General features: G+C 66.7%; 17 protein-coding genes. 5 read left to right on the forward strand and 12 right to left on the reverse strand.

All coding sequences use genetic code 11. From position 1 onward, the window contains the following. Positions 1 to 971: 971 nt before the first annotated feature. The gene (locus GLA29479_RS11905) at positions 972 to 2,081 is read left to right on the forward strand and encodes a DUF3472 domain-containing protein (RefSeq protein ID WP_057971721.1); all 1,110 of its coding nucleotides are present in this window, start codon (positions 972 to 974) and stop codon (positions 2,079 to 2,081) included. A 333-nt stretch (positions 2,082 to 2,414) separates the two neighbouring features. Further along, on the forward strand, positions 2,415 to 3,182 hold the full coding sequence (locus GLA29479_RS11910; RefSeq protein WP_057971722.1) for a DeoR family transcriptional regulator: 768 nt from the start codon (positions 2,415 to 2,417) through the stop codon (positions 3,180 to 3,182). Between the two features lie 18 nt (positions 3,183 to 3,200). On the opposite strand, the gene GLA29479_RS11915 is transcribed toward GLA29479_RS11910, so the two are convergent. Continuing rightward, entirely contained in the window at positions 3,201 to 3,668 is a 468-nt protein-coding gene (locus GLA29479_RS11915; RefSeq protein WP_057917835.1) for a nuclear transport factor 2 family protein, read from the reverse strand. Between the two features lie 149 nt (positions 3,669 to 3,817). Between GLA29479_RS11915 and GLA29479_RS11920 the strand changes: the two genes are divergently transcribed. From GLA29479_RS11920 to GLA29479_RS11930, 3 genes are all read left to right on the forward strand, one after another. Next, on the forward strand, positions 3,818 to 4,405 hold the full coding sequence (locus GLA29479_RS11920) for a TetR/AcrR family transcriptional regulator (RefSeq protein ID WP_057971723.1): 588 nt from the start codon (positions 3,818 to 3,820) through the stop codon (positions 4,403 to 4,405). 127 nt (positions 4,406 to 4,532) lie between these two features. After that, positions 4,533 to 5,678 (forward strand): NAD(P)/FAD-dependent oxidoreductase, encoded by a 1,146-nt coding sequence (locus GLA29479_RS11925; protein ID WP_057971724.1) that lies wholly within the window; start codon positions 4,533 to 4,535, stop codon positions 5,676 to 5,678. Positions 5,679 to 5,728: 50 nt separating this feature from the next. Next, positions 5,729 to 6,301 (forward strand): hypothetical protein, encoded by a 573-nt coding sequence (locus tag GLA29479_RS11930; protein WP_144436489.1) that lies wholly within the window; start codon positions 5,729 to 5,731, stop codon positions 6,299 to 6,301. Positions 6,302 to 6,774: 473 nt separating this feature from the next. Here the strand turns inward: GLA29479_RS11930 and GLA29479_RS11935 are convergent, their stop codons facing one another. The 11 genes from GLA29479_RS11935 to GLA29479_RS11985 form a co-directional block, all read right to left on the reverse strand. Beyond that, complete coding sequence (locus tag GLA29479_RS11935) at positions 6,775 to 7,572, reverse strand: amidohydrolase (RefSeq protein ID WP_057971726.1); 798 nt, start codon at positions 7,570 to 7,572, stop codon at positions 6,775 to 6,777. Positions 7,573 to 7,669: 97 nt separating this feature from the next. After that, the gene (locus GLA29479_RS11940; protein ID WP_425478909.1) at positions 7,670 to 9,349 is read right to left on the reverse strand and encodes a type IV secretory system conjugative DNA transfer family protein; all 1,680 of its coding nucleotides are present in this window, start codon (positions 9,347 to 9,349) and stop codon (positions 7,670 to 7,672) included. A 39-nt stretch (positions 9,350 to 9,388) separates the two neighbouring features. Then, positions 9,389 to 9,670: a hypothetical protein gene (locus GLA29479_RS11945; protein WP_057917830.1), complete on the reverse strand. Its 282-nt coding sequence runs from the start codon at positions 9,668 to 9,670 to the stop codon at positions 9,389 to 9,391. Positions 9,671 to 9,716: 46 nt separating this feature from the next. Further along, complete coding sequence (locus GLA29479_RS11950) at positions 9,717 to 10,241, reverse strand: XVIPCD domain-containing protein (RefSeq protein WP_057971727.1); 525 nt, start codon at positions 10,239 to 10,241, stop codon at positions 9,717 to 9,719. A 354-nt stretch (positions 10,242 to 10,595) separates the two neighbouring features. Further along, positions 10,596 to 11,858 carry a peptidoglycan-binding domain-containing protein gene (locus GLA29479_RS11955; protein WP_057971728.1) on the reverse strand — a complete coding sequence of 421 codons (1,263 nt, stop codon included), beginning with the start codon at positions 11,856 to 11,858 and terminating at the stop codon, positions 10,596 to 10,598. A 67-nt stretch (positions 11,859 to 11,925) separates the two neighbouring features. Then, on the reverse strand, positions 11,926 to 12,495 hold the full coding sequence (locus GLA29479_RS11960; protein WP_144436491.1) for a hypothetical protein: 570 nt from the start codon (positions 12,493 to 12,495) through the stop codon (positions 11,926 to 11,928). Positions 12,496 to 12,602: 107 nt separating this feature from the next. Then, positions 12,603 to 13,712: an XVIPCD domain-containing protein gene (locus GLA29479_RS11965; protein ID WP_057971730.1), complete on the reverse strand. Its 1,110-nt coding sequence runs from the start codon at positions 13,710 to 13,712 to the stop codon at positions 12,603 to 12,605. A 41-nt stretch (positions 13,713 to 13,753) separates the two neighbouring features. Beyond that, the gene (locus GLA29479_RS11970) at positions 13,754 to 14,359 is read right to left on the reverse strand and encodes a hypothetical protein (RefSeq protein WP_144436492.1); all 606 of its coding nucleotides are present in this window, start codon (positions 14,357 to 14,359) and stop codon (positions 13,754 to 13,756) included. Between the two features lie 58 nt (positions 14,360 to 14,417). After that, complete coding sequence (locus tag GLA29479_RS11975) at positions 14,418 to 15,080, reverse strand: hypothetical protein (protein WP_057917824.1); 663 nt, start codon at positions 15,078 to 15,080, stop codon at positions 14,418 to 14,420. Positions 15,081 to 15,242: 162 nt separating this feature from the next. Next, the gene (locus tag GLA29479_RS23700) at positions 15,243 to 16,604 is read right to left on the reverse strand and encodes an XVIPCD domain-containing protein (RefSeq protein WP_082638591.1); all 1,362 of its coding nucleotides are present in this window, start codon (positions 16,602 to 16,604) and stop codon (positions 15,243 to 15,245) included. Between the two features lie 53 nt (positions 16,605 to 16,657). Then, positions 16,658 to 17,335 carry a hypothetical protein gene (locus GLA29479_RS11985; protein WP_144436493.1) on the reverse strand — a complete coding sequence of 226 codons (678 nt, stop codon included), beginning with the start codon at positions 17,333 to 17,335 and terminating at the stop codon, positions 16,658 to 16,660. Between the last annotated feature and the right edge of the window lie 245 nt (positions 17,336 to 17,580).

The raw sequence follows: 17,580 nt of genomic DNA on the forward strand, positions 1-17,580 counted from the left end.
TGGCCGCCCCGGCGGCGGCCGCGGTCCGCGCGGCGGCGTCTGAACCCAGACGCCGGACACGCTGAAGCAAGACACGACAAAGGGCGCTTCGGCGCCCTTTGTTTTTATGCGCGCCTGACCGTTCGTTGCGCACCCGCCGAGTCGATTCAAGAACCGAAGCGGCGTCCCACGGGGATTTCCTGCGGGCACAAGCCGCGAGCGCGCAGCGCCCTCTTGCGCCGCAAGCACATCGCCCCGCGCAACCGCTTCGAGAGTAGGAGCGGCGCGAGCCGCGACCACGCAACGACTACTTGCGTCGAAACCACTTCGCCCGCGAATGCTCCGCCCCTACGCTTTAATCCCGATGCTCGCCTCGATCCAGGCGCCGGTCCGCGCTATCGAATATGCGTTCGCAGCAAATCGACCGTTCGCGTTGCTTTCACAACGCGCCTCCGCGTGAACTCCTGCCGATTCACAAAGCACATTAAATCGACGCACTCGCTTGTCATCGACGCTGAAAACAAGCGCGATCGCGTCGGTACCGCCACATCCATCACGCTATCGGCATCATCGAAAGCCGAGTACGAAACCTGTTCGCCATGCGACGTTTCGTTTCGCGCCCTCGCCGAAAATCCTGCAACGAAACCCTGGAAAAGAAGGAACTTTCGTTTCCAGCGCGCTTGTTGACGCGCCCGCGCGGCTCATGCTCAATCGCCGAATTCGCGGCATCCGCTACAGACAGCGCGTAACAGACAGCACGCATTCGCCGGGACGCGAATCGACGACCGCAGCGAGCGCAATCGTAGCCGCGCCCCCCTCTCCTGCCTCACCGGCCGAGCCGAGGATCGAACCCGAATCCGTCCCTGCCAATACAGCGAATCCGAGCAACCCACCAGACACGCCGCATCCATCGCGGCCTGGACCCGATGCGTCCATGACGAAGCCGAGATCTCGCCATGGGCAGTCCGCAACCGTCGTCGATAGGAGTCCGTATGCGCTACGCGAAAATCGTCCTGCTACTGCTTTGCCTGACCTTGCACGGCACCGCCGCGGCCGTCGTCGCCGGCGGCATGGTCGCGATAGACCGCACCTGGCCGAGCAAGCCCGGCGGTTATCTCGATATGGACTTCAGCATCGCCATCACCCAGGAGCCCGGCTACAACGGACGCACCTATTGGGCGCATCAGTTCGCGCTCAAGAACGGCGACGGCGGCTACGTCGGCCTGCAACAACGCAGCAATGCCGACAAGGCACTGAATTTCTCGATCTGGCAGGCCACCGGCTGGGTCGCCGAGAGCGGCACCCTGTGCAGCCATTTCTCCCACGAAGGCAGTGGCGTGCAGTGCTGGGTCGCCTATCCCTGGGTGCAGGGCAAGAAGTACAAGATCCGCATCGTCAGCGAAGCTCCCGGCAGTTGGAGCGCCTACATCACCGATGTCGCGAGCGGCGCACGCCGCAAGGTCGCCAGCATCCAGGTGCCGCAGGCCTGGGGCGGCCTCAACGAGAAGACCGTCGAGTTCCTGGAGAACTTCGCCCAGGGCGCCGATCAACTGGAAAGCTGCGCGGCCGCGCCGGCGACGAGTGCGGTGTTCTTCCGCCCCAGCGCCGAGAACGGCACGGTCGCGCCGTCGACCAGCACCAGCAAGACCTACGGCAACTGCGAATCCATCGCCCGCGCCTCGTGTACCTCGGAGCAGGACTGCATCGCCGCCGACAACAAGTTCGGCACGCTCGGTTCGCCCAAAGTGCTGCTCAACAGCTACAGCGGTTACTGCCTGGACACCCTGGCCGGCGGCACCCAAGCCGGCTTGTGGAGCTGCGCGAGCAACAACAACCAGCTGATCGAGCGCGACGACGGCTTCCGTATGTTGATGCGCAGCCGCAGCCAGTGCCTGCAGGCGGAAAGCGACGGCAGCGTCCGGCTCGCGGCATGCGGCAACGGTTCGGCGCAACGCTGGATGCCGATGCCGGGCTCGGACGGCCTGTACAACGTCGCCAGCGGCACCTGCCTGGACCCGCTCAACAATGCCGCCCAGGGCGCTTATCTGCGCGTTTATACCTGCCTCGGCAACGGCTACCAGCAGTGGCGCTTGAACCCTTGAGCCCAGGGCTCGTCTCATAAGGGCCGCCGCCCGGATGCGACGGCTTCATCGAAGCCCGCACACAACGCCGTCATCGCCTGCGATGGCGGCGTTTTCGTTTCGAGCCCGCGAACTCGCTGCAGGCCTCGACATGCACAGGCCCGCGCAGTCGTCAGGCGCCGACGATTCTGCGCGGCAGGCCCGGGCGGGCCGGTCCACAGCCCCAGCCGAAAGGTGGCACCATCCCGGCTATGCCCCGCACCGATCGCCGTCACGCCCACACCCCGACGCAGGACTGCACGCCGCCGCTCTGACGCCATCCGCTTCCGCTCCGTTCTGCACCGAGAAAGACCAATGCGAAACACCCGCCAACGCCGCGAACGGATCCTGCAGATGCTGGTCGAGCACGGCAGCGTGCACGTCGCGCATTTGGCCGAATCGATGGGCGTGTCCACGGTGACGATCCGCGCCGACCTGGCCCAGATCGAGTCGCAGGGCCTGGCCAAGCGCAACCACGGCGGCGCCACCCTCGTGCGCAAACCGCCGCCGGAACAGGACATCCATCTCAAGGACAGTCTCAACAGCAGCTTGAAGGAGTCGATAGGCGCCCGCGCGGCGCAGCTGATCCGGGCCGGCGACAACGTCATCATCGATTCCGGCACCACCACCATGACCCTGGCGCGCCATCTGCGCCACGCCGAGGGCGTCACGGTGATGACCAACGGCCTCAATATCGCCTGGGAACTGGCCAACGCGACGGGCGTCGAGGTGATGCTGACCGGCGGCCTGTTGCGCAAGCAGTCGCTGTCGTTCCAGGGCGCGCAGGCCGAGGCCAGCCTGACCAGCTACAGCTTCGATGCGCTATTCCTCGGCGTCGACGGCCTCGACCTGCAGTTCGGCCTGAGCACGCATCACGAAGGCGAAGCCAGTCTCAACCACCGCATGGTCGAACGCGCACGCAAAGTGATCGTGCTGACCGACGCGTCCAAGTTCGGCCGCGTCGGCCTGCACCGCATCGCCCAGCTGGAATGCGTGCATACCATCATCACCGACCCCGGCATCAGCCCGGAATACAGCGAAGGGCTGTTACGTCTCGGCATCGAGCTGATCGTCGTCGACTGAGGCCGACGACGCGCAGTCTTACAGCCCCAGTTCGCTGAGCCCGGGGTGATCGTCCGGACGCCGGCCCTGCGGCCAATGAAACTTGCGCTCGCTCGCCGCGATCGGCCGATCGTTGATGCTCGCCAGACGCACCGCCATCAGGCCGTCGTCGCCGAACTCCCAGTTCTCGTTGCCGTAGCTGCGGAACCATTGCCCGGAATCGTCGCGCCATTCGTAAGCGAAGCGCACCGCGATGCGAGCGCCGTCGAAGGCCCACAGCTCCTTGATCAGGCGGTAGTCGAGTTCGCGGGTCCATTTGCGTTCGAGCAAGGCCACCGCGGCTTCGCGTCCGTCGACGAATTCGGCGCGGTTGCGCCAACGCGTACCGAGCGAATAGGCCAGGCCGATCCGGGCCGGATCGCGCGAGTTCCAGGCGTCTTCGGCCAGGCGGATCTTTTCGATGGCGCTTTCGCGGGTGAACGGCGGCAAGGGCGGACGGGTATGCATGAGGGCGGCTCCTGAGCGCATATAGACAGATCAGTCTATTGCATGATGAATTGATGTAGACAGATCGGTCTACATGGCCAAAATACTCCATGTAGACAGAACTGTCTACACGATTGGCGGATGTAGACGAATCGGTCTACCATCGCGCCATGAACCGCAAAGCCGCTTCGCCAGCCCAGCCATTGCCCGCCCGCGAGCGGATCCTGCAGACCGCCCACGATCTGTTCTATCTCGAAGGCATCCGCGCCACCGGCATCGACCGGGTGATCGCCGAGTCCGGCGTCACCAAAGTCACGCTGTACCGGCATTTCCCGAGCAAGAACGCCCTGATCCTGGCGTTCCTGCACTACCGCCACGAACGCTGGATGACCTGGTTCGATGCAGCCCTGCTGCGCCACGGCGCGCGGCCCGGGCACGGCGCCGCGGCGCTGGTGCCGGCCCTGGCGGAATGGTTCGCCCATCCGCATTTCCGCGGCTGCGCCTTCATCAACGCCGTGGCCGAGATCGGCCCGGCCCTGCCCGAAGCGGTCGAATGCTCGCGCCGGCACAAGCGCGAACTCGCCGAACGCGTCGCCGCACTGCTGCCTGAATCGGCCGAACGCGAGGCACGCGCGGGCGCGATCGCCCAGGCTTTCGACGGCGCGATCGTGCGCGCCGCCGCCGATCCCGGCGCCGCGCAGAGCGCCCTGGATGGCCTCGCACTGACCATCGAGGCCTTGTCGGCACCGGATCGCTGACCGAAATCCGGCTCACGTCACGCGCGGCACGTGAGCCTCGTCGCAGGCTCGACTCACTTCACACAGACCCCATACGGGCTTCGTCGAGCCTGCCCAGACTGCACCGGTCTCCCCACGAGAAACCGGTATGAACCTCGACCCCCAAGCTTACGACTGCGACTTGGTCGTAGTCGGCGCCAGCTTCGCCGGCGCCGCCTGCGCCCTGGCCGCCGCGCGCGCCGGCCTGCGCGTGGTGGTGCTCGAACGCAAGCGCGACCCCGGCGAGAAATTGCGCACCACCGGCATCGTGGTCAAGGAAGCCGCCGAACAGACCTGGCTGAGCCGCGCGCCCGCCGGTTGCCTGCACCGCGTCGAACGCGTGCGCCTGTATTCGCCGCGCCTGCGCAGCATGGCCTTGAGCGCACCGGGTTATTACTTCCTGACCACCGACACGCCGCGGCTGATGCGCTGGCTGACCGAGGAGCTGGTCCGCCACGGCGTCGAATTGCGCCTCGGCACCTCCTTCACTCAGGCCGAGCGCGAGGACGACGGCTGGCGCATCGAAGGCGTGGGCCGCACCCGTTTCCTCGTCGGCGCCGACGGCGCCAAGTCGCGCGTCGCCGAGCGCACCGGCCTGGGCCAGACGCGCGAGTTCCTGTACGGCATCGAGTACGAATTCCCCGGTGCCGCCCTGCCCGAGTCCGGCGCCCTGCACTGCTTCGTCAGCAAGCGCTACGCGCCCGGCTACATCGGCTGGGTGGCGCAGAACCCGACCGGCGTCCAGGCCGGCCTGGCGGTGCGCCACGACCCCGAGCGCGCGCGCGTGCCCGACATCGACGGCTTCCTGCAGCGAGTGCGCTCGGTGGTCGGCCTCGATGCCGAGGTGCAGCCCGCCGCGACCCGCGCCGGCCTGATTCCCTGCGGCGGACCGGTGTTCCCGCTCGCCCGCGACGGCGTGATGCTGACCGGCGACGCCGCCGGCATCGTCTCGCCGGTGACGGCCGGCGGCATCCACTCGGCCTGGGCGCACGGCGAAACCCTGGGCCAGGCGATCGCCCTGCACGCGCTCGGGCAAGGCCCGGCGCCGGAATCGGTCGCCCGCGACAGCGCCCCGCGCTTCCGCCGCAAACGCGCCCTGCGCTGGGCTTTCGACCACTTCCAGTTCGACTGGCCGTTCGACCTGCTGCTGCATTCGGCGCCGCTACGCTGGGCCGCCGAGCAGGTGTATTTCCACAAACGCGGCAGCCGCGAGCCGGACGAGGCCGCCGCATCGCGGCCTTCCGAAAGCCTGTGAGCATGTGCGACGGCGCGCCAGACACCTGCGAGCCGGCGTACAGTGGCCGCATGAACCTGTCCGCCCTGCCCGCCGCGCTCGCCTGTCTGTTGGCCGCCGCCTTGGCCTGCGCGGACGCGACGGCTGCGCCCGCTGCAGCCGACTTGCAGGTCGAGATCGACTCGCGCCAGCAGGACTTGCTGCTGATCGACGGCGCCAGGCGCAAACCGCTCAAGCTCGCGCGCATCACCGACGTCGACGGCGTCGTCGAGCGGCGCGCGCTGCTGGCCGACTCCGGCAACGGCCACGGCCACGGCCCGGGCGAACTGCGCTATCTGTTGATCGAGGTCGACACCGCCAGCCGCGCCGACCGCACCCAGGGCCATTGCGGCGCCGGCATCGAGACCGACCTGGTCTGGCTGGCGCTCGACTCCAGCTTGCAGGTGCGCAAGCACGATGCCTACCGCATCGCGTCCTGTCTGCAGTCGATCGAAGCGGGCGAGCGTGTGGCCGCCGCCGATGGCTCGCTGCGTGTGTCCTTGCTGCGCCCCGGGCGCGACGGCGAACCCGATCGCGAGGTCACCGTGCGTTACGACGCGGCCGACCCAAGCCAGGGCCTGCAAGTCCACGACCGCCTGCGCTGAACCCCCGCCGTCCGTTATCCGTCGAAGCGGCGTGCTCGCGCCAGGGTAGGAGTGGCGACGGTCTGCCCGAGCTGCTCCTGCCGTTGCCGTTGCCGTTGCCGTTGCCGTTGCCGTTGCCGTTGCCGTGACGAGCTTGGCGCAGTTCCGTGCTCGCGAGAACAACCGTAGACCCGGAGGGCGGCGCACAGGACGTGCGCCGTTTTTCGATAGGACAAGGATGTCCTATCGAAAAATCCCGGCGACAGTTGCGTACTCGCAGGGGAGCTTCGTCAAGGAAGGCCTCCCTTTGGTTAGCTTTGACCGAAGGGAATCCAGACGGACTTTTGGGCCAGCAAAAGAAAGTAACCCGGCCGCGTCAGCGGACGGAAGCTTTAGATATTGCTGCCGGCGCAGGCGATCGGGGCAGCGCGGTCGCGGCTTGCGCCGCTCCTACCCAAGAGCAACGACGGCGGCGCCGCCAACGCTCGAGATACTCAGCGCAACTCGAAGCGGTCGCCGTCGAGCATGGCCGGGAAACGCTCTCGGTGCGCCGCCAGTTCCGCCGCCTGCAGGGTCGTGGTCACCACCACTTCCTCGTCGGTGCATTCGCTGATCGGGTGGCCGAGGAAGTCGATCACTGCGCTGTCGCCGGAATAGCTCAGGCCGTTGCCGTCGCTGCCGACGCGGTTGAGCCCGGCGACGTAGCACAGGTTCTCGATCGCGCGCGCGCGCAGCAGGGTCTTCCACGGATAGGCGCGCGCCGCCGGCCAGTTGGCGACGTACAGCAGCAGATCGAAATCGAGCGCGCCGGGGCGCTCGACATCGAAACGATTGCGCGAAAACACCGGGAAACGCAGGTCGTAGCAGACCATCGGGCAGATCCGCCAGCCCTTCCACTCCACCGTCAGGCGTTCGCGGCCGGCGGCATAGCGCTCGTGTTCCTTGGCGTAACGGAACAGATGGCGCTTGTCGTAGGTTTGCAGCCCACCGTCGGGCGTGGCGAACAACAGGCGGTTGAACACGCCTTCGTCGGTGCGCAGTTGCACGCTGCCGGCGACCGCGGCGCCGAGCTTGGCCGCCTGTTCGCGGATCCAGCTCACGGTCGGCCCGTCCATGGTCTCGGCGCTGCCGATGGCTTCGTTGCTGAAGCCGCTGGTGAAGGTCTCCGGCAGCAGCACCAGGTCGGTGATGCCGCGCAGCGAAGCGATCAGATGGCCGTAGTAATCGCGGTTGCCGGCCGGGTCGTGCCAGCGGGTGGCACCTTGGACGAGCGAGATGCGAAGGTCGCGCATACGAGCTACCGAACAGGGGGTATGCGGGCATTATGCCCGCGAAGCCGCGCCGCTTGCCGGGCCAGTGCCCGGCAACGCGACGCACGACTCATCCGGCTCAGCCGGCGCCGATCTCCAGCACCGGCACCGACACCTTCGGCAGCAGGCGCTGGGTGAACAGCTTGTCCTGGTAGTACTTGATCTTGTCGCACTTCACCGGGTGCGGGATGCCTTCGTACAGGAACACCTCGCTGTCGAAGCCCATCGCCTTGAGCTCCTGCGGCAGCATCAGCGCACGACGCTCTTCCGACTCGCTGCGCGAGACTTCGCGGCCGCGGGTAATGTTCTCCTTGCGCACGGTGGTGTAGCCGAGCATGTCGGAGTAGTCGTTCGCGTCCTGCTGCTCGCGCGGCGCGTAGATGATCTGCAGCGCGTGGTTGGTGATGATGGTGCGCGAGATGTCCTTGCCGTAGGTGGCGTCGAGCTGCGACATGCTCTGGATGATCGGCAACAGGCGCAGGTTGTAGCCGGCCATGTACGACACCGCCGAGGCGATGATGTCGACCTTGCCGATCGAGGTGAACTCGTCCATCAGCAACAGGCACTGATGCTTGAGCTCGGGGTTGTTCTGCGGCAGCTCGCGGGTGTTGAGGTTGATGATCTGGCTGAAGAACAGGTTCACGATCAGACGGCTTTCGGCCAGCTTGTTGGGCTGGATGCCGACGTAGATCGTCATCTTCTTTTTGCGCAGGTCGGTCAGCAGGAAATCGTCGGTGTTGGTGGCCGCGTCCAGGACCGGGTTGATCCAGGGATTGAGCGGTTCCTTGAAGGTGCCCAGGATCGAGGCGAAGGTCTCGTCGGCCTGCGACAGCATGTTGGCGAACGCCGACTTGGCGTTGCTGCTGAGGAAGGGCCGCTGCGACAGGCCCTGCAGGAAGGGCTTGAGCTCGGTCTTGCCGTCGCCCGAGGACAGGCGGTAGACCGCGCCCAGGGTCGGGATGGTGCCGAACGGGAAGCCGACCTTCTTGGCGTCTTCCCAGGCCTCGAACAGATACAGGGTGAAGGCCATGAAGGCGTTGCGGGCCTGACTGACCCAGAACTTCTGGTCGTCCGAGCCGTCCGGATACAGCATCGCGGCGATGCTCATCAGGTCGGAGACGCGGAACGCCGGATCGCTGGACACGTAGGTCAGCGGGTTCCAGCGATGGGTGCGGCGATCCTCGGCAAAGGGGTTGAACAGGAAGATCTCCTGCCCTTGCTCGGCGCGCCAGCCGCTGGTCAGGTCGAAGTTTTCCTGCTTGATGTCGAGCACGACCATCGAGCCCTGGTAGTTCAACAGGTTCGGGATGACGATGCCGACGCCCTTGCCCGAACGGGTCGGCGCGGCGAGGATCACGAACTGCTGGCCGCTGAGTTGCACCAGCTGGCCGTTGAACTTGCCGACCACGATGCTGGTCGGGGTCGACTTGAACATGCCCTTGGCGGAGAGGTCGCCGGAGCGCGCGAAACGCGCGTCGCCGTGTATCGACTTCTTCTTCGGCTTCAGCATCAGCACGGTCAGGATCAGGTAGCCGACCATCGGCAGGCCATAGCCGATGAAGCCGCCGGCCTTGATCTTGCCCGCATAGGGTTTGTACTGCGGGACGTCCAGCACCTTGAGGTAATCGAGGTAGGTGGTCCACTTCAGCACGCGGCTGTCGATATCCAACAACATCAACGTCACGTATCCCGACAGATACGTCCCCGCGGCCAGTACGAATACCAGTACCACCAGGGCAAAAATCAGCTTCCCTTTCACGTAATGTTTCCTGCTTGGTTTCCCCGAACCCGCTGTCGGTCAGCGTCGCTTCCGTACGGCCTGCAGCTTCGAAGGCTCCCCCGGAGGCGATGGCTCCATCATATCCGGCGACGAGCCTCCGCTGGAGGCCCTTTCCTGCTCGATCCAGAATTCCAGCCAGTTGCGGGCGTCGGTCAGGGTCAGTTCCTGACGCATTTTGAGCCCGGAAGAGGACATCACCGCGTAGGCGTAGATGTCGTCGCTCTCGAACTGCGGGTCCGGGGTCAGGGCCACGATCTGGTAGCGGCCGCGGGTCAGGATGTGATGGCGGTATTCGTTCATTGCAGGCCTCCGATGCCTTCGCGCGCTCTACGGCGGCGCGGGCGTTTCAGTCTTTGTCTTTGAACAGGGCCCGGGCCAGCGACGGCTCGCGCTCGTTACGGCGGTCCGCCTGGCGTTCGGCCTGGCGCTCGTCCAGCCGTTGCTGGTCCTGGATGTCCTGTTCGCGATTGAGCTGGGCCAGCTGTTGGCTGCTCCGTTCCATCGATTGCGCCGCCGCCTGGGCGGTGTCGACATAGCTCATGCGCCGGCTCGGCGAATCCAGTTCGCCCTCGATCACGAAGGCACGCGAGCCGTCCTTGCTCAGCACCACGTGGTCGGCGCTGCGCAGGCCGCCGGTGCGCGCTTCCAGGGCCAGGGCCGCGGCCAGGTTGTCGCGCTGGTCGCCGGAGTAGTCCTTGAGCCCCATGTCCTGCTTGTCGAGGCAGACGCGCACCTGCGAGTACAGGTCGTGATGCGGATGGCTGGGGCTACTGAGCAGCGAGCGCTGCTCGGCGCGGCGCATATCGTCCAGCGTCTGGGTCGTGGCTTGGCCGTCGACCTTCAATTGCTGTTCCTGAGTGCTTCCGTTCATCGTTGCACCTCCGGCCGGAACCGAATCGTCATGCTCGCGCAATAGCGGGAGCCCCACAAGGGCGAGGCGCCCGGGCCGGTGCGCGCAGCCCGGCCTGGTCAGAAACACTGGCATCCCGGCCCCGCCGTCGCCGGCCGGCCGTGTCCGCCCGCCCGATCGCGGGCGGCCGGCAAAGCGGCAGCGACAGGCTCGATCTCCCTAGCGATCGAGCCTGCCCTGCCTGCCCCGCCCCTGCGGGCGAAGCGACGACGTCCCTGTCCGGACATCGCAGTGGTTGCAACGCAATCCCTTGCCTGCGATGTCCCCGATCCGGATCGGCGCTCTCCTCCACCAGAGTTGTGCGCCGGCCCAGGGTCAAGCCATCTGCATCCTCGGAGCTTCCTTCTGCGGCGCCTGGGCCTGCTCGCGCGTCGGTGCGTCCTGTTGCACCTGGAAGGTCGAGCGTTCGACCGGCTGCTCGGCCGCGTATTTCTTTTCCACGTGCACGCGGTTCTGGCTCGGATCGTTGAGTTCGCCCTGCACTGCGAACAGGCCGTTGCCGTTGGCGCTGCGGGTGACGTGATCGATCGCGGTCAGGCCGCTGACCTTGGCTTCGTAGGTCAGCGCAGCGGCGGCGCGTTCCATCTGCTCGCGATTGCCGAAGCCGCCGTTCGGCCCCAGCTTCTCGAGCCCGGCCACCGCCTGGCGAAAGATGCCGTTGTCCGGGTGGGCCGGGTTCGACAGCAACGGCGCCTCGCCGGCCTTCTTCAGCGCGTCGAGCGTCTTCGGACCGGCGATGCCGTCGTCCTTGAGGCCGTGCGCATGCTGGAAGGCCTTGACCGCTTCGCGGGTGCGGTCGCCGAAGTCGCCGTCGGACTTCAGCGCATGGCCGTGGCCATCGCGGTAACCGAGCTTGTTCAACTGCTCCTGCAGCAAGCGCACGTCGCGGCCGTGTTCGCCTTCGCGGATCACGCCATCGGCGGCGGCGCCGCGGCTGGCCGGACGCGGCGTCGCTTCGCGATGCCCGGCTTCGCGATGCCCGTCCTCGCGCGCCGGCGCTTCGGCGGTCTGGCCGTTCTTGGCCGGATAGCGATCCGGAGTGATCACGCCGCGGTCGATGTCGTGGATGTAGCGCTTGAACTGATCGGCCTCGACTTCGACGTGCGCGTGCACCGAGCCGGGCGTGCCGGTGTCGGACATCGCGCCGAGCGGCTGGCCGTACTGCACGTGCGCGCCTTCCTTGAGCTTGAACGAGTGGGGGTCCATGTGCAGGACCTGGCCCACCAGCTTGGCGCCGGGCTGGTCGTGCGGACGGTCGTAGATGCGCAGCGCGGCGGTCGGGTCGTTCGGCAGGTAGTGCACATAGCCTTCGACCGGCGCCGGAATCTGCACCCGGCCCGGGCTGTCCTGGCTGAGGATGAAATCCTTCTTGACCAAGGTGCGGCCGTCGTTGGTGCGGCGGATTTCCTCGAACTCGCCGTCGACGCGCGCATGCTCGCGACCGTGCTCGAAGTCGGCGTCGCGGCCGGTCTGCAGGCCGCGCGCGTTGCGGCTCGGGTGATGGATGTCGAGGTCGTCGTAGCTGTGAACGTGCTCGACGCGGCGACCCACGCTTTCCGTGATGCGATAGCGGCTCATGAGAGTCCTTCCATTGAGTGGTTGAAGATCGTGATTCGGGTGCGATCAGGGCGCGACCAAGGTGCGATCAGGGCGCGGACGGTTCGGGATCCTCGGCGAGGAACCAGCAACCGTCGCGTCTGACGAAGCGATAGGAATTGCCTTCCGACATGCCGTACTGGTAGCGGACAAAATAGGCCTCGGCCGCTTCGGCCTTGACCTCGACCGCGACCGGCTTGGGATCGACCGCGCCGGCACTGTCGACGACATGGAAACCGTCGTCGCGGTAGGCCAGGTTGAAGCCGGTGTAGTCCTTGCCAGGCACCTGCTCGGTGCGTTGCTGGGTGTCTTCGCCGACGTCGACCAGGTCGACGACCTTGACCGTCGGCAAGGTGAAGCGGGTCTTGGTCTGCGCATCGCGTGCGTAGGCCTTGAGGAAATCGTCGAAACCCTGCGCGGGGCACGCGGCCGCGGCAGTAGCCGCAGGCGCTGCCGCAGCGGGTGTCGATGCGGTCGCCGTCGCGCCGACCGGCGGCGCTGCGGCCACCGCATTCTGGCTCGCGCCTTCGAGTTCCTTGAACGGCGAGTCCGATTGCGAGGCGCCGCAGGCGGCAAGCGCCACGGTCAACGGGACTATCAGAAACCGGGGGAGATTCATGCCTGTCTTCCTTGTGCGTGGCGATCTTTGCGGGGGTGATCTTTGCGAGCGGAACGGGATCGATGGAGGCACGGCCGATGCGGGGCGAGGATCGGCCGTGCCTGCGCTCAGATCGTGTGCATCCGCGGCGGCTGTTGCTGCTGACGCGGTTCCTGAGCCTGCTGCTGCGCGGTCTGGGCCTGCTGCGGCAGATCCTGTTGCAGCTTCTGGGTCGATTGCTCGAGCGACTGGTTCATCGCGATGTCCTTGTTGGCGAACACGCGGTGGTGGGCCGGGTCGTTGAGCCCGCCCTGCACCGCGAACAGACCGTTGCCGTTCGTGCTGAGCACGACATGGTCGATCTTGTTCAGACCGCTCACCTTCGCCTCGTAGGTCAGACTCGCCGCGGCGCGCTCGAGATCCTCGCGACCGCGGAAGCCGGCCTGCGGCCCGAGTTTTTCCAGCCCGCCCAGTGCCTGCTGGTACATCGCGTAATGCGGGCTGTTCGGGTTCGACAACAGGTTCGACGGCTCGCTTTTCTTGAGCGCATCGAGCGTGCGCTTGCCGGCGATGCCGTCGTCCTTCAAACCCTGGTTGCGCTGGAACGCCAGCAAGGCCTCGCGAGTGCGGTCGCCGAAATCGCCGTCGGCATGCAGCGGCCGTCCCTGAGCGTCGCGATAGCCGAGCTTGTTGAGATGGTCCTGCATCGCGCGAATGTCGGCGCCACGCTCGCCCTGTCGCAGCACGCCGTCGTCGACCGCAGGCCGATCGGCCGCGGCGTGGCCACCGCGCGCACCTACGGCCTGGCGCTGATTCCAGAAGGTTTCCGGGTTGAGGTTGCGGCCCTCGCTGTCCTTCATCTGGTAATGGACGTGCTGGGCGTACTGCTCGGCGCCGCGCGGGCCGCGGCCGCCCATGGTGCCGATCTCGGTACCGGGTTCGACGCGCTGCCCGACCACCACCGATTGGCTCTGCGTATGCAGCAGCTGATGGCTGTTGCCTTCGGCATCGCGGATGCTGATGGTGCCGTAGCGCCCGCCGACGAATTCGACGGTGCCGGCCACCGGCGAATGAATCGTCGGATGGGTCAGGTTGACGCCGGCCTGGCCGCCGACGTAATTGAAGTCGGAGCCGCCGTGCGCGCCGTTGTCGCGGTGTTCGCCGTAATGGCCGGTGATATGCGCCGAGCGTCCGTGTTGCGGCGGCAGGATCACGTTCATGGTGTCCTGGTACGACATGTCAGCTTCTCCTCATGGGCTTGGCTTGCATCGGGCGGCGCTCACAGGGAATCGTCGCGCGTGCGGTACAAGGTCCAGCATTCGCCCTTTTTGAAGAAGAACGACATCTGGTAGTCGGTGTCCGGCTTGGCCAGCATCACTTCCTTGTCGCCGTTCAATTCGGTCTGGCTCAGCACGAGTCCATCGCGCTGTTGTTGCTGCGCGCCCGGCATCACCGGGAAGCGCAAGGCGGTTGCGTCGAGCATCGTCGTGACCGGCCTGGGTTCCGGATCGGCGTTGGCATCGACCGTCTCGCTCTGCAGCGGGCTTGCGGTAAAGGCCTTCTGGATGGCGACATCGTCCATGAACGCGGCCAGGAAGGCGTCGAATTGCTGCGACGGACACGCCACGCCGGTCTTGCCGGCGGCAGCCGCCGCGGCCTTGACCGGGGCCGCGGTTTTATCCGCAGGCGCCGTCGCGCCCGGGCCTCTGGACGCGACCTCGCATCCGCCCAGCCACACCAGCATCGTCAGCACTAATACTTTTTTGCAGTTCATCTTGCTTCCCCAAACACTACGGACTGTCGCAGCGGGCCGACCATCGGCCCCCGTCGAGCGGCGCCTGCGCCGCTGCCACCTTCCGTGGCCCTGCTGATGCTCCTGGTCCATGCCCGGTTTCTTGCCACCGCTTCCGTACGGATCGAGGGCAAGGCGCCGAACCTGCCGCCTACGACTTCAGATCGGGTTTCAGTCCCACCTGGAACGTGCTGCGCCGATCGCTGTCGTCGAGACGGTAGTACTGGCCGGAAACGATCAGGCCGCCATTGCTCCAGCGCAATCCCTGCGCCCCCTCTTCGACCCAGGCCGAGACAGGATCCTTGACGCCGGGCACAGGCACGTCCGCCTGGCCTTGCACCGCACCGTCGCCCAGCGCGAGCCTGACCACGCGCAACAGCGTCTGCGACGAGGCCTGTTGCGGCTGGGTGTCGGACTGCAACAAGACGTACACCGAATCGGCTTCGCGCACGCAATGGGTCGCGCGGCTCTGGTAGGTCTGCGTCGGCAATTCCAGGGTGCGCGTCCACAAGGCCTTGCCGGAGGTCTCGGCGACGTACGCCACCGGGCGCTGGTTCATGCCGTCGTCGTCGACCGCCGCACCGACCACGCATTGCTTGTTGTCGCCGATCGATTCCGAGGCATAGGAAGAAAACCCCGGTGGGATATCGGTGCTCTTGGCGCGGGCGTCGTTCGGCACGCCGTCGTTCGCCGCCGAGGCCAGCGGCTGCGGCGTCGACACCGACGCGTTCGCGGCCGGATCGGCGCTGCACGCGGCCAGCGCGAAGGTAAGAGCGGATACAGCGAGCAAAGCGGTGTACGGGTTCGTCGTCATGTGCCGGTCCAACAAGTCCAGTGATTGAAGCCGCGGGCGACGAACACCGCCCGGGGCGCACTACACGAGCCGGTCTGGCACGCCCGCCGTATCGGCGGCGGACGCACCAGACCACACCACGCCCCTCGGTCCCGCGTCCTGCAGAAGCGAAGGGCCACTCGGTCAGGCCATCATCGGCCTGGCTTGCTGCTGACGCGCTTCCTGCGTCTGCGGTGCCTGCTGCTGCACGTCCTGCTGCAACTGCTGGCTCGACTGCTCGACCGTCTGCTGACGCGCCTGGCGGCCGTCGACGTGTACGCGGTGGTTGCCCGGATCGTTGAGTTCGCCCTGCACCGCGAACAGACCGGTGCCGTTCGCGCTCGGCACGACGTGGTCGATCTTGTTCAGACCGCTGACCCGCGCTTCATAGGTCAGGCTGGCCGCGGCACGCTCCATGTCCTCGCGGTTGCGGAAGCCGGCCTGCGGGCCCAGGCGCTCCACGCCTTCGAGAGCCTGGCGGTACATCGCGTTGTCGCGATTCGCCGGGTCCGACAACAACGGCGCGCGTGCCGGATCGGCCTGCTGCGGCGTCGGCTGGGCACGGTCTTGTTGAGCACGATCCTGTGCGGCCGGCTGGGCGCCGTCGCGGGCGCCCTGCTGCTGGTTAGGCTGCGCGTTGCGCAGCGCTTCCAGGGTCTTGCTGCCGGCGATGCCGTCGTCCTTGAGGCCGTGCTCGCGTTGGAACGCCTGCACCGCTTCCTTGGTGTGGGCGCCGAAATGCCCATCGGGATTAATCTCGTTGCCCTGCGCGTCGCGAATGCCGAGGCGCTTGAGCTGCTCCTGCATCTGCTGCACGGCCGGGCCGCGCTCGTTGAGCTTGAGCACGCCGTCGGCCATCGCATCGCGCTGTCCATGGGCGGCCGGCAGCGCCACTTCGCCGCGCGCCAGGCGCTCCATCACTTCCGGGGTCAACGCGCGTTCCCACTCGCCGACCGCCGCCTTGCGTTCCTTGAGGTGGTTGTAGCCGCCGTTGATGTCGTGCGTGGCCTCGCGAACATTGGTCTGGTGGCCGTTCGGCACGACCCGGCCTTGCCAGTAGTGCACGGCGATCTTGGCCGCGTTCTCACGATCGGAGGCCAGGTCGGGATTGCGCACCACGTCGATACCGATCTCGCGCGCAACGCGCTCGTAGTTGTCGCGGCCGGTCAGCTGGACATAGCCGCGACCGTGGAAACGCGCGCCGTCGCCCGGCTCGGTGTTGCCGAGGTTCTCGCGGCCCCAGGCGCCGCCGTAGATCGCATTGGCGATCGAGTCGCGGCCGCCGCGCACGATCGCGTCGGCCTCGGCCTTGGTGTCCATGCCGTTGCGGCCCGGGAACACTTCCAGCAGGCGCTCGCTGCTGTAGCCCAGCCCTTCGTGCATGCTCTTGAAGTTGCCGGACTCGACCTGCATCTGGCCCATGAACCCGGCCAGTTCCTTCGGATCGCGGATGCCCGCTTCATAGGCGCGGAGCAGCAGAAAATCACGATTGCTTGGGGTCGACATAATTCCTCCTTGATGGATCTTCGATAGCGGCCGGACCCGGTCCGGCCGATGAATTAATTCCTGGGCGGCAGGCCGCGCTTGTCGAGCTGCGCGTCGCGGTCCCAGCTACGGGTGAACTTGAACAGGACGTTGTCCTCGTTGCGGATCACGCTGTCCTTCTCGCAGGTCAGCGCGGTTTCGGGCTTCGCGGCCGCGTCGGCCACCACCATCACGCCCTGCTCTTCCAGACCCATTTCGCCGGACACCGAATAGAAGATGTGCTTGCGGCCGCCGTCCTCGAACGAGTAGGCGTAACCGCCGGTATTGCCGGCAAAACCCAGTTGCGTGCGCTTGAAGCGACGCGCCGGAGCGGACTTGTCCGCCGGAAAGACGTAATCGTTATGACCTGCGGCCCCTTGTGCGAAGTAGACGTAGCCCGACTGGTCGGTCACGCCCTTCGATGCGCACAGCGACGCTAGCTTCTTCTCGGCGCCGGCGAGGGTGCACGAGATCACCACGTCCTCGCCGGCGGCGCACAGCGAACGGCCGTCGCCGGCCGGCGCTTGCGTCGCAGCCGGTGCCGGCGCGGCGGGAGCCGCCGTAGCCGGGGCCGGCGCTTGCGACGCGGCCTCTGCTGCGGCGGTGGTCGCAGCCGCCGGCGTTGCCGACGTTTCGCCGTTCGCTGCCGTGCCGCCCTGGCAACCGCTCAACACGGTCAACAGTGCGATGCCCAAGAGATTCACAGATTTCATAGCAATTCCTTGACTGATCGAGGTAACGGGTTGTCGCGTGGTGGATCCGTATTCCAGCGCCGAACGCGGCTGCGGAACAGACTGCGCTCGCAGTGCTGATCGGGCCCGGCTGGCTGAAAGAAAGTCGCTGACACGGGCACGACCGGGACGGCCTGGCCAGACCGGCGCACGAGTGACGACGAAAGAGCTGGGAGCCACCGAACGGACGCGACCACCGCTGCGCCGGCACGCACGCTTACGCGCAC

The organism is Lysobacter antibioticus, assembly GCF_001442535.1.
In the GTDB taxonomy this organism is placed as follows: Bacteria; Pseudomonadota; Gammaproteobacteria; order Xanthomonadales; family Xanthomonadaceae; genus Lysobacter; species Lysobacter antibioticus.

Coding starts and splice junctions, on each gene's coding strand:
- GLA29479_RS11950 (WP_057971727.1), bottom strand. CDS start 10,241: ATGAACGGAAGCACTCAGGAACAGCAATTGAAGGTCGACGGCCAAGCC.
- GLA29479_RS11970 (WP_144436492.1), bottom strand. CDS start 14,359: ATGGACCAGGAGCATCAGCAGGGCCACGGAAGGTGGCAGCGGCGCAGG.
- GLA29479_RS11910 (WP_057971722.1), top strand. CDS start 2,415: ATGCGAAACACCCGCCAACGCCGCGAACGGATCCTGCAGATGCTGGTC.
- GLA29479_RS23700 (WP_082638591.1), bottom strand. CDS start 16,604: ATGTCGACCCCAAGCAATCGTGATTTTCTGCTGCTCCGCGCCTATGAA.
- GLA29479_RS11915 (WP_057917835.1), bottom strand. CDS start 3,668: ATGCATACCCGTCCGCCCTTGCCGCCGTTCACCCGCGAAAGCGCCATC.
- GLA29479_RS11985 (WP_144436493.1), bottom strand. CDS start 17,335: ATGAAATCTGTGAATCTCTTGGGCATCGCACTGTTGACCGTGTTGAGC.
- GLA29479_RS11920 (WP_057971723.1), top strand. CDS start 3,818: ATGAACCGCAAAGCCGCTTCGCCAGCCCAGCCATTGCCCGCCCGCGAG.
- GLA29479_RS11955 (WP_057971728.1), bottom strand. CDS start 11,858: ATGAGCCGCTATCGCATCACGGAAAGCGTGGGTCGCCGCGTCGAGCAC.
- GLA29479_RS11905 (WP_057971721.1), top strand. CDS start 972: ATGCGCTACGCGAAAATCGTCCTGCTACTGCTTTGCCTGACCTTGCAC.
- GLA29479_RS11925 (WP_057971724.1), top strand. CDS start 4,533: ATGAACCTCGACCCCCAAGCTTACGACTGCGACTTGGTCGTAGTCGGC.
- GLA29479_RS11945 (WP_057917830.1), bottom strand. CDS start 9,670: ATGAACGAATACCGCCATCACATCCTGACCCGCGGCCGCTACCAGATC.
- GLA29479_RS11975 (WP_057917824.1), bottom strand. CDS start 15,080: ATGACGACGAACCCGTACACCGCTTTGCTCGCTGTATCCGCTCTTACC.
- GLA29479_RS11960 (WP_144436491.1), bottom strand. CDS start 12,495: ATGAATCTCCCCCGGTTTCTGATAGTCCCGTTGACCGTGGCGCTTGCC.
- GLA29479_RS11965 (WP_057971730.1), bottom strand. CDS start 13,712: ATGTCGTACCAGGACACCATGAACGTGATCCTGCCGCCGCAACACGGA.
- GLA29479_RS11930 (WP_144436489.1), top strand. CDS start 5,729: ATGAACCTGTCCGCCCTGCCCGCCGCGCTCGCCTGTCTGTTGGCCGCC.
- GLA29479_RS11935 (WP_057971726.1), bottom strand. CDS start 7,572: ATGCGCGACCTTCGCATCTCGCTCGTCCAAGGTGCCACCCGCTGGCAC.